This window comes from Desulfobacula sp. (genome assembly GCF_030611305.1).
In the GTDB taxonomy this organism is placed as follows: domain Bacteria; phylum Desulfobacterota; class Desulfobacteria; order Desulfobacterales; family Desulfobacteraceae; genus Desulfobacula.
Genome location: NZ_JAUWQB010000015.1, coordinates 38,811 through 53,477 on the forward strand (window position 1 = coordinate 38,811; position 14,667 = coordinate 53,477).

The window sequence follows — 14,667 nt, forward strand, 5'->3', positions numbered from 1 at the left end:
TAAAAAAAGAGACACCTTCAACTTAAGATTCAAAAAAAGAGACGCAAAACAAAATTTGAGTGATCTTTTTTTTAAGGCTAACCAAATCAAGAAATTTTTGTCAAGTATTTTTTTAATTTTATAAGGAAAATATTGAATTATTAATAATAATCGAAACCATATCTCGCAATTTTAACTTATTTTGTAAACTTGTTCCCCAAGTTTGCCTTATTTTAATTTCGCCTCGACTCATCATCCACTCATCCACTCATAATAAGCCCTGGACAAATATAAACCACCGCCTTTTCAGCACCCTTTGTATTAATATTGTAAAACCCCGACCCATCCATTTACTTACGCAGTCATTTATTTATATTCGAATTTTAATTTTATAAATGGGACAGAAAAAGTTGAACCCGACTTTAATGAATAATGGTGTGTTGCGACCGATTTTTTACGGGTTTGCAACCTTTTCGCTTTTTATCATGGGATGGAAGGCTAAGGGAAAAATCCCTGATATCAAAAAATTTGTCCTGATTGCCGCTCCGCATTCATCCAACTGGGATTTTGTATTTTTTTTATTAATTGTTTTTAAATTCAAAATCCCAACACACTGGATGGGGAAACACACCATGTTTAAATGGCCGTTTAAATGGCTGCTGAAGCGACTTGGCGGCATACCCATTGACCGATCAGGAAAAGGTAATGTTGTGCTATCCATGATAAAAGCCTTTGAAAAGTCAAAACAACTGATTATCACCATAGCCCCATCCGGCACCCGGGAAAAAGTGACAAAATGGAAAACAGGATTTTATCATATAGCCTACCAGGCAAAAATTCCAATTGTTTTGGGCTTTATTGATTATAAACAAAAAACCATTGGTATCGGCCCGGTTTTCATCCCTTCCGGCAATATAGATGAAGACATGACGTCTATTAAAGCATTTTATGCTCAATTTTCAGGCAAATACCCTGAAACACTCCATACAAATTAATTGACATCATCCCTTCTTAGGAATCTTTGACATAATATGTTCTGAAAGAGCCGTGATGGTAAGGCTTGGATTCACACCAAGATTGGCTGAAACAACTGATCCGTCGGCCACATAGAGATTGGGATAATTGAACAATTCCCCTTTATTGGAGACAACACCATTCTTTGGTGAAGCACCCACGCAGCACCCCCCTAAAATATGCGCAGTCGTTGATGTATGTAAAACAACTTCAGGAAACGAGCTTAAAGGAATCCCATCCATTTTCTTTGCCAGGCGTTTTGCAGTCTCATTGGCAACCGGAATAAAGTTGGGGGATCTTTCAAATCCTTTCGGTATCTCAGAATTAATTGATTTGCCGCCAAACCGCCACCATCTTGGCTTATATTTCAATTTCAGATGATTTTTATCCGTTTGCATCACCAAAAGGACGGACATGGATGCAGCCCTCCCCAGAGGCCATAACAACCGGATAAATCTTAAAGGATGTTTTACAATATTTCCCAGGAACCTTATCACTCTTGGTATCTTACCACCACCGCCGGACATAATGGTTAGAAGATTCAACAGAAAATCAGATCCTTTATTATATCTCACGATTTCAACATGGGTGGTATCATCCGGATAAATCCCTGATGTTATGGCGATCTGGTCATTCCAGTCGGTTGTTTTGTCATTTGATTTAACACCGATAAGAGCTTCGGAATTGGTTCTCACAAAATTTCCCAGTTCATCGAAAATATTGGGCAGCATTCCCTCATCCTTGCATTTGTTTAAAAGCTTTACCGTACCCAATACTCCACCGGAGAAGACAACACCTTTAGCCTTATATCGCTTTTCTTTTTTAAAAACCCCGGTGGTGTTTCTTGTAATGACTTCATATCCCCCATGCACCTGGCTGACACCGGTCACATAAGTTTCAGGGATAATTTTTGCGCCCAGGTCCCTGGCAAGATAGAGATAATTTTTATCCAGCGTGTTTTTTGCCCCGACAGGGCATCCAATCATACAGGCGCCGCAAAAGGTGCATCCGGTCCGGTCCGGCCCTTTGCCGTCAAAATAGGGATCTGGAACTATCTTATCAGGTTCACCGAAAAAAATTCCCACATCATTTTTATGAAAGGTGTCTTTCCCTGTCATTTCAATTCCCACTTCTTTTAACAGCTTATCAGCCTTGCCCACCTGGGGACTTATATTTGCCCCCAGCATTTTTTTTGCTGTTTCATAATGGGGCATCAGTGTTTCTTTGACATTCTCAATACACCAGTCCGGGCTTTCAAACACCCCATCAGGAGGAATGAGAAGCTGGTTGGCATAGACAAGGCTTCCGCCGCCGACGCCACCACCATGAAGGATCATGACATGTTTAAGCAGCGTGAGCATCTGATATCCATAACACCCCATGGCCGGCAGCCAAAAATATTTTCTGATATTCCAGTTAGTTTTTGGGAAATCTGTCGTCTTCCATTCTTTTCCCTTTTCAAGCACCCCCACTCGATACCCTTTTTGGGAAAGCCTTAATGCAGACACACTCCCACCAAAGCCTGAACCAATAACAATATAATCAAAATCATGCGGTTGTTTTGATCCCATTACGTATCCTTTTTATGACAGATAATCTGTCAGTATGGCCTTAAGCCTGTCCAGGCAATTTGAATAAAAATGGTCACAATTTTCAATAATCTCGTACCGCGGGGCGATTTGCCATCGATTGATATGCTTTTGAACCAGGTCTGCAGGGGCAATATCGTCATTGGCCCCGGTCACGATAAGCCCTGTAGAAGGTATTTTTTCAATATCATCAAAACTTATAAATCCCACAGGCGGTGACACCATAATATGGTCTTCAATTTTACATCCTTTGAAAACCACCCAGGCATTCACCCTTGCGCCAAAAGAATATCCGGCAAGGTAAATTTTTTGATGTCCGTTTTCTTTCAGCCAGGACATGACTGCTCTGATATCTTCCTGCTCACCGTTGCCATTGTCAAACATGCCGGTGCTGTTGCCCGTTCCCCTGAAGTTAAACCTCAGGGTTGAAAACCTTTTTTCAAAAAAAGACTCTGCAATGGTCATCACCACCGGATTGTTCATATTCCCGCCATAAAGCGGATGGGGATGTGAGATAATGACAGCGTTTTGAGACGTATTTTTCTGCAAGATCCCCTCAAGCTTTATATTTCCGCACTCAATTATAATATTTGACTCCATATGCGTAACCCTGTTTTTATGAAAAGCTTGTTGAACAATACAATGAACAAATTAGGCCGTCAGAGGAAAACTGATGACACGTTTATTTTGATGATTGAATTGATTTTTTAAAAGCCCTGTAAAAATAAAAATTTTTGCTCTTCTTATCACAATTTATTTTTTGGCATTTTTTAATGACGCTTTGATAAACTCCCTGAATAATGGATGCGGATTTCCGGGTTTAGATTTGAATTCCGGATGAAACTGACATCCAAGATACCACGGATGATCTTTAAGCTCCACGATTTCAACAAGTTCGTGGTCCGGAGAGGTCCCACTGACAACAAGACCGCCCTTCTCTATCAGTCGGTCTTTATATTCATTATTAAACTCAAAACGGTGCCTGTGACGCTCTGAAATTTCTTCTTGTTTATAGGCTGCCATGGCAAGCGTATCAGGAACCAGTTTACAAGGATATGCGCCAAGACGCATGGTGCCGCCTTTGTCAGAATCTTCATCTCGTTTTTCAATCTGCCGGGTCTGCTCGTCATACCATTCTTTCATAAGATAAATCACAGGATATGGCGTATAGGGATCAAACTCTTCACCATGGGCATCTTCAAGGTTGAGTAAATTTCTGGCTATTTCAATAACGGCCATGTGCATGCCAAGACAAATCCCAAAATAAGGGACCTTGTTCTCTCTTGCATATTTTGCGGCAACAATCTTTCCTTCAATCCCCCTTGAGCCAAACCCGCCCGGGACAAGAACCCCGTCACTTTTAGAAAGAATTTCTACAACATTATCTTCTGTCAGGGTTGTAGAATCGACATATTGAAGATTAACCCTGGCATCATTGGATGCTCCACCGTGGGAAAGCGCCTCGTTTAAGCTTTTATAACTTTCCGTCAAATCAACATATTTGCCGACAATAGCAATATTCACTGAAAATCTTGGGTTTTTAAGCCTTTCAACCACGTCTCTCCATTCATCCAGCCTTGGCGCCCTGGCCCAGATGTTCAGTTTTTTTAATATCTTATCACCAAGGCCTTCCTTATTGTAGACCAGAGGCACTTCATAGATGCAGTCCACATCTTTTGCCGTAAAAACATCGTCTGCACCCACATTACAAAAAAGTGCAATTTTTTCTTTAATTTCCTGGGACAGATAGCTTTCAGTTCTGCAAAGAAGAATATCCGGCTGAATACCAATGCTTCGAAGCTCTTTTACACTGTGCTGTGTGGGTTTTGTTTTTACTTCACAAGCGGTTTTGATATAGGGAACGAGGGTCAGATGAATATAGATAACATTGGCTGCCCCGGCATCAGTCTTAAACTGCCGGATGGCTTCTAAAAAAGGCAGGGATTCAATATCACCAATGGTACCACCGATTTCAACAATCACGACATCGACATCTCCGGCTACAAGGCAGATGCTCTTCTTGATTTCATCGGTAATATGGGGAATGACCTGCACCGTGCCCCCCAGATATTCCCCCCTGCGCTCCTTGGTAATCACCTGGTCATAAATTTTACCCGTGGTAAAATTATTGTTTTTACCCAGCTTTGCATGGGTGAATCTTTCATAATGGCCCAAATCCAGATCTGTTTCCGCCCCGTCATCTGTTACAAACACTTCACCATGTTGAAAAGGGTTCATCGTCCCGGGATCAACATTTATATAGGGATCAAGTTTTTGTATGGTAACTGTCAGGCCGCGGCTTTCAAGAAGCATTCCTATGGCAGCGGATGCAAGCCCTTTGCCTAAAGATGAAAGTACGCCTCCGGTAACAAAAATATACTTGGTGTTTTGAACCATTATTCCTCGCTTATTTAAAGTTATTCATATAATTTTTTAAAATTTTCTATGCGTTTATCATGCTCATCAAAAGAATCCGGATCATTTTGGGGATATGATCGCTCAATGTGGTCAATATCAAATAAAAGCGGGGGAAACCCTGATTTTAAATTAACGCTTTTCACATGAATCATTGCAAATAAGTGATTGTCCAAAAAAATACTGACCTGCATTGGGTACCAGGTTTTACTGACCCGCTGCCAGTTGTTATAAAAAAACTCGGCCATCCAGCCGTTTTTTTCAATCACATATTTAATGGGTAAAAAAGAATCTTTTTCTATCCAGAGCCCGGCAAAAGGTTTGCCTTTTTCCAAAGACCTGCCAATGACATAGCAAATGGTATCATTATATCTTTGAAAAGACACTTTTTCTGTATCGATACCAGCCAAGACAAGCTGATTTAAAAGACTTTCATGGTCACGATAAAGAAGGATATCCGTATACAGATCAACCAATGATTTATCATGGGAAACTATAATCCCATCCATCACTTTGATAAATCTGAAATCGGATTCAACACTGAAACTTGTCATGGTATCTGAAATAATTTCAGATCTGAGCCGGTTGGGGTATGAATAAATCAATTTTTCCCCTAATTCCAGAAAGTCTTTTTCCGTGTCTTCATAGTTTAAAACTTTTTGGGTCTGAAAGGCTTCAATACCGGCAGGCCGTTTGATTTTTCCAACAACAAGATGCAACAGGTGAGCCGTTTGGGGGACAAATGCCTCACCCGTACCTGATGCCAGGATGAAAAACAGTAGAAAAAAGGTTGGAAAGAATCTTTTTTTCATAACCTAAAGGTCACACGTAAATTAAAAAAATCAAACAAAAAGATTTTCAGGAAATGATGCACTGTCTCCCAGTATTTCTTCAATCCTGATGAGTTGATTATATTTGGCCACCCTGTCACTTCTGGACATGGACCCTGTTTTTATCTGTCCTGAATTTACACCCACTGCCAGATCGGCAATAAAAGAATCCTCTGTTTCTCCTGATCGATGGGAAACAACCGTTGTATAGCCGGATTCTTTTGCCATTTGAATGGTATCCAGAGTTTCTGTAACCGTTCCGATCTGATTTAGTTTAATCAGGATTGAATTGCCAATCCCCAGTTCAATTCCTTTTTTAAAAATATCAGGATTTGTTACAAAGATGTCATCACCAACGATCTGTATGGCATCCCCCAGCCGTTCGGTCATGATTTCCCATGAATCCCAATCATCTTCAGCAAGCCCGTCTTCTATGGAATATAAGGGGTATTTTTCAATCAACTTTTCATAATAATCAATCAACTCCACGGCTGAAAGTTCTCTGTCTTCTGACTGAAAGATATATTTGCCATCCCTGTAGAATTCTGAAGCGGCTGCATCAAGGGCAATACCGATATCCTTACCCGGCCTGTACCCGGCAGCTTCAATGGCATTAATAATATATTCCAACGCTTGTTCATTGGATTTAAGATTCGGGGCAAACCCGCCTTCATCCCCGACTGCTGTGGAAAGGCCTTCACCCTTTAATATTTTTGCAAGATGATGAAAGGTCTCAGCGCCCATCCGAACCGCTTCCGTAATAGAAGTGGCACCAAACGGAAGAATCATAAACTCCTGGATATCCAGATTGTTCGGTGCGTGAGCACCACCATTGATAACATTCATCATGGGAACCGGCAGAACCCGGGCATTAATCCCCCCCAGGTGCTGAAACAGAGGGATCTCACATGCTTTTGCCGCACCTCTTGCTGCTGCCATGGACACGCCTAAAATGGCATTAGCACCAAGCCTTGACTTGTTTTCCGTACCGTCGATATCAATCATGGTTCTGTCAAGACCTGCCTGATCCATGGCATCATATCCAATAATTTCAGGTGCAATGACTTCATTGACGTTGGCAACGGCGTTTAAAACACCTTTCCCTAAAAAACGGCTTTCAGAGTTATCCCGAAGTTCCAGGGCTTCCCTTGTTCCGGTCGAGGCACCGGATGGAACAGCTGCTCTGCCCATGGCACCGCAGGCTAAAACAACGTCCACCTCAACCGTTGGATTCCCTCTGGAATCAATTATCTCCCTTGCTCTGACATCAATTAATTCAGTCATGTCCTTCCCCCTTATCCTAAATATATTTTACGCTTATGAGTTATAAAAGCTTCATGATTTTTTCTGTTCCCCATTAATAGCAACATCCATTCTGACATTCAAGGCTATTCTCAATTTTTTCCTTAACCTTGACAAATAAAAACGAGTCTTATAATTTAAAAAATTGTCAAGAAAAATTGTACCGGGTACAGGTACTTAAATTAATACATATAAGGAGTTTTAAATGAACATTCTATTTTTTGGGCCAAACGGAAGCGGCAAGGGAACCCAGGGAACTATCCTGAAAGATAAATATAATATTGCACATGTTGAATCAGGCGCTATTTTCCGTGAAAACATCAAAGGCGGAACTGAACTGGGCAAAAAAGCAAAAGAATATATTGATAAGGGTGACCTGGTTCCTGATGAAATCACAATTCCAATGGTACTTGACAGAATAAAACAAGATGACTGCAAAAACGGATGGCTTCTGGACGGCTTCCCCAGAAATAAAGTTCAGGCCCAAAAACTTCATGCATCTTTGGAAGAAGCCGGCATCAAACTCAGTTATGTTATTGAAATGCTTCTTGACAGGCAGATTGCAAAAAACAGAATCATGGGCCGCCGCCTTTGCGAAAATAATAACAACCACCCGAATAATATTTTTATTGATGCCATCAAACCGGATGGAGACAAATGCAGGGTCTGCGGCGGTGCATTAAGCGCACGCGATGATGATCAGGATGAGACTGCCATTGATAAACGCCATTCCATCTATTATGACACAGATACAGGTACGCTTGCGTCTTCCTATTATTTCAAAGATGTGGCAGCTAAAGATGATGCTGTCAAATACTTCACACTGGCCGGTGAAAAAGCACTTCCGGAAGTAACAGCGGAGTTGGTTTCCAAACTATAGGTCACTTTAATTTAAATTTCGACTTTAAAGCCTTTTCTCCTTCAGTTTTAGGTGAAAAGGCTTTATTTTTCCCTTGCTTTTAAGGTGTTACTTTGTTACAAAGTTCGGTTATAAATATCTCGATATTTAAATACACTATGAAAGGGGCGATGTTTTTTGAAGGAAATTACAGTCACGGTTATTGATAACGATGTTGAGAGAGCCTTAAGAATATTGAAGAAGAAAATCCAGAACGATGGCCTCTTCAAACGTCTTAAAGTGAAAAAGCATTTTGAGAAACCATGTCAGTATAGACGGCGTAAGATGAGAGAAGCAATGAGAAGGCAAAGGATTGCTGCCTCAAGATCACGTAGAAAACCTAGGTAACGATTAAAACTCACCCGGTATAAATTATTTATTTAATGATTTATACCGGGTTTTTTATTTGCAAAAAATGAAAAAAACCGCCTGCCCAAAAACCGCCTATCAAGAATGCCTTGATAAAATTTACAAGCTTGGCCGTTTCGGTATTAAGCTTGAGCTTGACACCATATTAAACATCTTAAAATTATTAAACAATCCCCAAAAAAACTATCGCCTGATTCACGTGGCCGGCACCAATGGCAAAGGTTCTACTGCCACATATATTGCATCAATCTTACAAAAAGCCGGGTTTAAAACAGGACTTTATACGTCACCGCATCTGGTTAAATTTAATGAACGGATCGCAGTTAATGGTGAACAGATTTCAAATAAGCATGTTGTGGATGCCTATCAAGCGGTTCATAGCGTCGACATCGGGAAAAGAAAAGCCACTTTCTTCGAAATTACTACAGCCATGGGGTTTTATTATTTTTCAAAAAAGAATGTGGACTGGGCCGTTATCGAAACCGGCATGGGCGGAAGGTTTGATGCCACAAATGTTATCAAGCCCCAGGTGAGTGTTATTACCAACCTGTCCATCGAGCATACGGATTATCTGGGTAATACCATTAAAGATCTGGCCAAAGAAAAAGGCGGAATTATCAAACAGAACACACCTGTTGTCACCGGTGTATCCCAGCCTTCAGGGCTTTGTGTCATAAAACAGGTTGCAAAAGAAAAATCATCCGACCTCTTTATTTATAAAAAAGATTTTTCAGCGAGAAAAAATCCAGGGCAGAACAGATATACCTATAATGGGCTGGACAAACGCTTTCATCATTTGATCAAACCCTTGCCCGGAGAGCATCAGAAAGAAAACTTAAGCCTTGCACTGGCTGCCTGTGAACTGATTTTCAGGACATCTGAAAAAACTGACAACAGATACCATTTAAACGAAACACTGGTCAAAGAAGGGCTTGCTTTAGCCAGATGGCCGGGACGGCTTGAGCACGTCATGGAAAAACCTCTGGTGATCCTTGACGGGGCACACAATCTTCAGGCTGCCAAGGTTCTCGGAAAGCATCTATCATCAACTCTGAAAGACAGGAAACTGACACTTGTCATTGGCATCCTTGATGACAAGCCCTATGAAAAAATGCTTAAAAGCCTTGTTCCCTGTGCTCAAAATATCATTATCACAAAGGCAAAAATCGACAGAAGCCTTGAACCCTCAGTATTGAAAGAAGCCGCCCAGCGATTTACCCAAAGCCCTGTCACTATTATTGAAGATGTAAAAGAGGCTGTAACCCATGCCATTGACACTTCAAAGGCAGAAGATGCGATTTGCATTGCCGGATCACTCTATGTTGCCGGTGAAGCCAAAGAAAAATTGGATAATGACCTTGATCATTAGTCAAGGTTTAAGTATTATATGACTTTCGCGCTCGTAGCCCAGGGGATAAGGCGTCAGCCTCCGAAGCTGAAGATCGCTGGTTCGATTCCAGCCGGGCGCACCAGATATACTCATGAATTCATCACTTAAAATAGGCCTTATCAGTTACCGGAGCAATCCCCACTGCGGAGGTCAGGGCGTCTATATCCGGCACTTGAGCCATGCCCTTTGTGACCTTGGGCATGATGTCGAGGTCATTTCAGGTCCGCCTGATCCCCTATTAAATAACAGACCGGATAACAATGTGACACTTACCATGCTTAAAACACTGGATCTTTATAATCCTGAAGATCTTTTCAGGACTCCACGCATAGAGGAACTCAAGGACCCCATCAACCTGATTGAATGGCTTGATGTCTCCTTCATGGGCTTTCCTGAACCCCTGACTTTTGGGATGCGGGTGAAAAAATACATTAAAGAGACAAAAAAGCAGTATGATATCATCCATGACAACCAGTGCCTGTCTTACGGCATTTTATCCCTGGCAAAAAAAATGCCGGTCACGGCAACCATTCATCATCCCATGACAGTGGACAGAAGACTTGCGGTTCAAAGTACAAGATCTTTTCTGAAAAAGATCAAGGCGCTTCGGTGGTATTCGTTTATCGGTATGCAGAAAAGAGTGGCAAAAAAACTGCCCTGTATTATCACTGTTTCCCAAAGTTCCAAAAAAGATATTGCCAGAGAATTCAATATTCCTGAATCAAAGTTTAAAACCATTCCCATTGGCATTGATACCAATAATTTTTATCCTTTGGACACTGTCAAAAAACAGTCCAATCGCATCATTGTCACCACCAGTGCGGACACTCCCTTAAAAGGGCTTTATCATCTTCTTTTTGCAATAAAAGGCATCCTGAAAATACGACCGGTCAAGCTTGTTGTCATCGGCAGCCCAAAAAAGAACGGCGGTATTGAAAACCTGGTTAAAAAACTTGAACTTGGACAGCACATCACATTTACCGGCCGAATCGGCCATGAACAATTTGTCAGAGAGTATGCCAAGGCCGGCATCGCTGTTGTACCGTCTTTATATGAAGGGTTCGGACTTCCTGTCGGAGAAGCCATGGCCTGTCGAATCCCGGTGATCTGCACCACAGGCGGTGCATTGCCGGAAGTTGCCGGAAATGCGGCAAAGCTTGTACCGCCGGCAAATGCAAAGGCATTGGAAAAGGCGATTTTAGAATTAATGGATGATCCTTCCCAGTGTGAAGCGCTTGCCCAAAAAGGATATGAACGGGTGTTAAAAGAATTCACCTGGGAAAAAACCGCCATCCGGACTGTTGAAGCTTATAGAGAGATTATCAATGATTACCATTGATTTTAACCAACTTGATATTCTTCCTGAAGACAGAATCCTTGATATCGGATGTGGTGAAGGCCGGCATACCATCAAGGCCTGCCAGCAAAACAAAACCCTGTGTGTTGGAGCGGATTTCAGCTTTAAAAATCTTATCGAAACTAAAAAAAAATTAACATTTCACAAGACCCTCAACGATCTTTGCTGCAAAAGCGTTGATCTATCCTGCATGGATGTGACAACCCTGCCGTTTAAAGACAGCAGCTTTGATAGTGTTATCTGCTCTGAAGTTTTAGAACATATCCCGGATGATAAAAAGGCCATATCTGAACTTGTCAGAATTTTAAAACTCGGAAAAATTCTTGCTGTCAGTGTGCCTAGATTTTGGCCGGAGAAAATCTGCTGGCTCTTATCAGATGAGTATTTTAATGCCAACATGGGACATGTCAGGATCTACAAAAAAGCTTCCTTGATCAAGGCCATTGAATCCTCCGGAGTAACATATTTTTCCTCCCATTATGCCCACAGCATCCATACCCCGTTCTGGTGGCTCAAGTGCCTTGTCGGGCCCAACAGAACAGATTCAAAACTTGTAAACCTTTATCACAGGCTTCTGGTTTGGGATTTGATGAAAAAACCGAAATTCACAGCATTTATTGATAAACTGTTCAACCCCATCCTCGGGAAAAGCCTGGTTCTCTATTTTAAAAAACAATGAAGTCTGATACCTTCATAAAAGAGGATATGCTTTTTAATGATAAAGGACTCCCACAATGAATCGACTATTTTTTCTTTTCCTGATTTTTTTTGCCATATCCATGATTCAATCCTGCGCTACACCGAAAAAATCGATAATGAGAAAAGACCCTCTTATCGGAAAAATAATTAACACCCAAGAAAACCAAGCCATTAATTTTGAATCCCTGATCAAGGATATCAGCGCCTATGATGTAATCTATCTTTCTGAAAAACATGATAACCCCGAGCATCACCATATCCAGCAGAGAGTCATCCGCAGTCTAATTGAAAATGGATTGAATCCTACCATTGGATTTGAATTTTTTTCCATGGATAATACCCCTGACCTGCTCAATTTTGTTGATTCCGGAAAAGTCACCCATTCAAAGAAAATAGAAAAAATCATTGAGGCCGACCTGAGAAAAAAACTGAGGTGGGACACCCACTCAGACCAAATGTGGCGTTACTATTATGATCTTTTAAGTATGGCAAAAAAAGAAAAACTCCAGGTGGCAGGGATCGATCTTCCGGGCACATTGAAAAAAAGAATTACACGGAAAGGAATCAACGGTATCAGTCCTATCGAAAAAGAGCAGGTTTTCTCAACTAAATTGTCTGATGAGGCATACAAAGATTACATGTTTTCCATATTCAAAGCAGTTCACTGCGGCATGGGTCATGGAAAAATGCAGTCAAGACTGTATGACACCTGGGTCGCAAGAAATGATGAAATGGCATTATCCGTCACCCGGCTGTACAACCATCGCAAAGGACCCATAGTCATTATTATTGGCGGCGGCCATACCGAATATGGACTTGGTGTAATCAACAGGGTTATGGCAATTGACAACACGATTAAACAGGTCAACATCGCCTTAAGGGAAATCAGTGTAAACCCATCAGATTCATCGGAATATCTTATGCCGTTGGACCTGGAAGGATTTGAAAAAGTCCCCCCGGCAGACTATCTTTGGTTTACCCAGAGAGTCTCCTATGCGGACCCTTGTGAAGAATTCAAAAAATCTTTACAAAAAATGAAAAGAAAATCTGCCAAGGACTAAACTACAAATATTTTCAGACACACCCTTCTATATAAGTGCCATCAAGAATTTTGACGCAGGAATCACATGAGCATTGTTTCTTTTATCGATGTAGTGCTGTTGTTCGTCCATGGTAACCATAAATCTTTGATCAACGTCCAGTCGATCTCCAAAATAGCTCAGGGGTTTGTGCGGACCCGGTTTAAGTTTGCATTCCACCATGAACCAGGGTGTATTTTTCCAGGTGACAAGGAAATCAACTTCACGACCTTCACGATCCCGCAAATACCTAAGCTCTATTTTCAGGCCATAGACATAATAATAAAAATCACAAAATTTCAATAGATGTGAGGCCACCATATTTTCAAACCGCGGGCCATCATTTTCAATTTGTGACCAGTCCCATAAATAATACTTGGATTCTTTTTTTAGAGCCCGCTCAAGCCTGAAATGATACGGCATCACACGAAAACAATAATAATTGCGACACAGAAGATCCATCCAGTTAATTATGGTTTTCGGGCTTGTCTGGACATCTTCTGAAAGAGAAGCAAGAGAGAGAGGAGATGCAACCCTGTCGGGGATGAGCGCTCCCAAAAGTTCAACCTGGGATAAGAACCTCACCTTTTCAGCATCACGGATGTCTTCTCTGAATATTCTTTCAAACCGTTCATTTTGCCATCGTAAAAGTGTGCGTTCTTCTCCCTCAAGTAAGGGTTCCGGAAATCCGCCAAACTTAAAAAGTTCCTTGAGGTCTTCGCCTTTTTCAGGAAAAATGAGGGAATGACAAGGCTCTGGTATTCCTGTGTCAGTCATACACTTCCCGTTAAGTTCTTTCAGAGAGAAAGGATGTAAAACATGGTAATGGTATCTTCCAAGCAGAGAGTCGCCGGATGTCCTGAAAATATTGAGTTTGGATGACCCGGTTACAATGATTTTTTCCTCGTTGTTTCTGGTATCCCATATACCTTTTATCAGATTTTTCCACTTGTCATATTTATGGATTTCATCAAAGACAAGGTATTCTGTATTCGGCGGCCATTGCTGAGCTGTGATCTGTAATTTATGTTTAGGACTGTCCCAATTCAGGTAGATGTGACTTTTTTTAGCGATAAAGCAGGCAAGCGTTGTTTTCCCTACCTGTCGGGGTCCGCCTATGAACACCATCTTTTTTTTAAGGTCATCCCTAAGGATGTCTGTTAAATACCGTGTTTCCATATGACAAAAATAACCTTATGGTAAAAATTGTCAATACTTTTTTTCCCTTGGGGTTATTTTTGTCACTATTGGACTAAGGTTTGCTGTTTTTTATAAATTTTAAATCGAGCGCTATGAAGGGTGTTTAGTTTCAATCCTTGTTTTTCTGGATATGGAATTCAGACTGAGCATCGGAAGCGTGGAAACGATTTGATTTTGAGTTTCAATCCTTGTTTTTCTGGATATGGAATTCAGACCCTGCTTAACTGCGATCTGTCCGGAATATGATTTATGTTTCAATCCTTGTTTTTCTGGATATGGAATTCAGACCTGACAGTGATACCCAGCAAGATACAGGAGTGCCCAAAGTTTCAATCCTTGTTTTTCTGGATATGGAATTCAGACCCAAGGAGTGCCCAAATATAATGCGTACATGGTATTTGTTTCAATCCTTGTTTTTCTGGATATGGAATTCAGACATAAATAAGGAGGATGTCATGATCAAAATAATGAAGTTTCAATCCTTGTTTTTCTGGATATGGAATTCAGACCCCCTTTACGCATCAGCATATCACCATGAAAATTCAG

13 protein-coding genes, 1 tRNA gene and 1 CRISPR repeat array are annotated in these 14,667 nt (G+C 41.1%); of the genes, 8 read left to right on the forward strand and 6 right to left on the reverse strand.

The annotated features are described in order from the left end of the window. The first annotated feature begins 389 nt into the window (after nucleotides 1-389). Nucleotides 390-974: a lysophospholipid acyltransferase family protein gene (locus QAI40_RS04585; protein WP_299978802.1), complete on the forward strand. Its 585-nt coding sequence runs from the start codon at nucleotides 390-392 to the stop codon at nucleotides 972-974. Nucleotides 975-980: 6 nt separating this feature from the next. Here QAI40_RS04585 and QAI40_RS04590 read toward each other — a convergent pair whose 3' ends face one another. The 5 genes from QAI40_RS04590 to eno form a co-directional block, all read right to left on the reverse strand. Further along, nucleotides 981-2,564: a GMC family oxidoreductase gene (locus QAI40_RS04590; RefSeq protein WP_299978799.1), complete on the reverse strand. Its 1,584-nt coding sequence runs from the start codon at nucleotides 2,562-2,564 to the stop codon at nucleotides 981-983. Nucleotides 2,565-2,576: 12 nt separating this feature from the next. Continuing rightward, on the reverse strand, nucleotides 2,577-3,182 hold the full coding sequence (locus QAI40_RS04595) for an alpha/beta hydrolase (RefSeq protein WP_299978796.1): 606 nt from the start codon (nucleotides 3,180-3,182) through the stop codon (nucleotides 2,577-2,579). A 153-nt stretch (nucleotides 3,183-3,335) separates the two neighbouring features. Further along, nucleotides 3,336-4,979: a CTP synthase gene (locus QAI40_RS04600; RefSeq protein WP_304511460.1), complete on the reverse strand. Its 1,644-nt coding sequence runs from the start codon at nucleotides 4,977-4,979 to the stop codon at nucleotides 3,336-3,338. 20 nt (nucleotides 4,980-4,999) lie between these two features. Continuing rightward, on the reverse strand, nucleotides 5,000-5,809 hold the full coding sequence (locus QAI40_RS04605; protein WP_299978791.1) for a hypothetical protein: 810 nt from the start codon (nucleotides 5,807-5,809) through the stop codon (nucleotides 5,000-5,002). 30 nt (nucleotides 5,810-5,839) lie between these two features. After that, nucleotides 5,840-7,111: a phosphopyruvate hydratase gene (eno, locus tag QAI40_RS04610; RefSeq protein WP_299978788.1), complete on the reverse strand. Its 1,272-nt coding sequence runs from the start codon at nucleotides 7,109-7,111 to the stop codon at nucleotides 5,840-5,842. 223 nt (nucleotides 7,112-7,334) lie between these two features. On the opposite strand from eno, the gene QAI40_RS04615 reads away from it, so the two are divergent. The 7 genes from QAI40_RS04615 to QAI40_RS04645 all read left to right on the forward strand — a co-directional run bounded on the left by QAI40_RS04615 (nucleotide 7,335) and on the right by QAI40_RS04645 (nucleotide 12,903). Continuing rightward, a complete protein-coding gene (locus QAI40_RS04615; RefSeq protein ID WP_299978785.1) occupies nucleotides 7,335-8,009 on the forward strand; it encodes an adenylate kinase in 675 nt (224 codons plus the stop codon). Between the two features lie 156 nt (nucleotides 8,010-8,165). Next, on the forward strand, nucleotides 8,166-8,375 hold the full coding sequence (gene rpsU, locus QAI40_RS04620) for a 30S ribosomal protein S21 (protein ID WP_299978782.1): 210 nt from the start codon (nucleotides 8,166-8,168) through the stop codon (nucleotides 8,373-8,375). Nucleotides 8,376-8,442: 67 nt separating this feature from the next. Beyond that, on the forward strand, nucleotides 8,443-9,765 hold the full coding sequence (locus QAI40_RS04625) for a bifunctional folylpolyglutamate synthase/dihydrofolate synthase (RefSeq protein ID WP_299978779.1): 1,323 nt from the start codon (nucleotides 8,443-8,445) through the stop codon (nucleotides 9,763-9,765). A gap of 27 nt (nucleotides 9,766-9,792) precedes the next feature. Then, a tRNA-Arg gene (locus tag QAI40_RS04630) sits at nucleotides 9,793-9,868 on the forward strand. Between the two features lie 9 nt (nucleotides 9,869-9,877). Beyond that, nucleotides 9,878-11,125, forward strand: coding sequence for a glycosyltransferase family 4 protein (locus QAI40_RS04635; protein ID WP_299978776.1), 1,248 nt, complete (start codon nucleotides 9,878-9,880; stop codon nucleotides 11,123-11,125). Further along, nucleotides 11,112-11,822 carry a class I SAM-dependent methyltransferase gene (locus QAI40_RS04640; protein ID WP_299978774.1) on the forward strand — a complete coding sequence of 237 codons (711 nt, stop codon included), beginning with the start codon at nucleotides 11,112-11,114 and terminating at the stop codon, nucleotides 11,820-11,822. The genes QAI40_RS04635 and QAI40_RS04640 overlap by 14 nt, the downstream gene beginning before the upstream one ends. Before the next feature lie 55 nt (nucleotides 11,823-11,877). Further along, nucleotides 11,878-12,903 carry a ChaN family lipoprotein gene (locus tag QAI40_RS04645; RefSeq protein WP_299978771.1) on the forward strand — a complete coding sequence of 342 codons (1,026 nt, stop codon included), beginning with the start codon at nucleotides 11,878-11,880 and terminating at the stop codon, nucleotides 12,901-12,903. Nucleotides 12,904-12,930: 27 nt separating this feature from the next. Here QAI40_RS04645 and QAI40_RS04650 read toward each other — a convergent pair whose 3' ends face one another. Then, complete coding sequence (locus QAI40_RS04650; RefSeq protein ID WP_299978768.1) at nucleotides 12,931-14,100, reverse strand: ATP-binding protein; 1,170 nt, start codon at nucleotides 14,098-14,100, stop codon at nucleotides 12,931-12,933. A gap of 127 nt (nucleotides 14,101-14,227) precedes the next feature. Continuing rightward, a CRISPR array of direct repeats spans nucleotides 14,228-14,630; the repeat unit is 37 nt; unit sequence GTTTCAATCCTTGTTTTTCTGGATATGGAATTCAGAC. Nucleotides 14,631-14,667 lie beyond the last annotated feature (37 nt).

Bases quoted from the DNA above. Each gene is read 5' to 3' on its own strand.
- QAI40_RS04590 (WP_299978799.1), bottom strand. From the start codon at position 2,564: ATGGGATCAAAACAACCGCATGATTTTGATTATATTGTTATTGGTTCA.
- QAI40_RS04595 (WP_299978796.1), bottom strand. From the start codon at position 3,182: ATGGAGTCAAATATTATAATTGAGTGCGGAAATATAAAGCTTGAGGGG.
- QAI40_RS04600 (WP_304511460.1), bottom strand. From the start codon at position 4,979: ATGGTTCAAAACACCAAGTATATTTTTGTTACCGGAGGCGTACTTTCA.
- QAI40_RS04605 (WP_299978791.1), bottom strand. From the start codon at position 5,809: ATGAAAAAAAGATTCTTTCCAACCTTTTTTCTACTGTTTTTCATCCTG.
- eno (WP_299978788.1), bottom strand. From the start codon at position 7,111: ATGACTGAATTAATTGATGTCAGAGCAAGGGAGATAATTGATTCCAGA.
- QAI40_RS04615 (WP_299978785.1), top strand. From the start codon at position 7,335: ATGAACATTCTATTTTTTGGGCCAAACGGAAGCGGCAAGGGAACCCAG.
- QAI40_RS04625 (WP_299978779.1), top strand. From the start codon at position 8,443: ATGAAAAAAACCGCCTGCCCAAAAACCGCCTATCAAGAATGCCTTGAT.
- QAI40_RS04635 (WP_299978776.1), top strand. From the start codon at position 9,878: ATGAATTCATCACTTAAAATAGGCCTTATCAGTTACCGGAGCAATCCC.
- QAI40_RS04640 (WP_299978774.1), top strand. From the start codon at position 11,112: ATGATTACCATTGATTTTAACCAACTTGATATTCTTCCTGAAGACAGA.
- QAI40_RS04645 (WP_299978771.1), top strand. From the start codon at position 11,878: ATGAATCGACTATTTTTTCTTTTCCTGATTTTTTTTGCCATATCCATG.
- QAI40_RS04650 (WP_299978768.1), bottom strand. From the start codon at position 14,100: ATGGAAACACGGTATTTAACAGACATCCTTAGGGATGACCTTAAAAAA.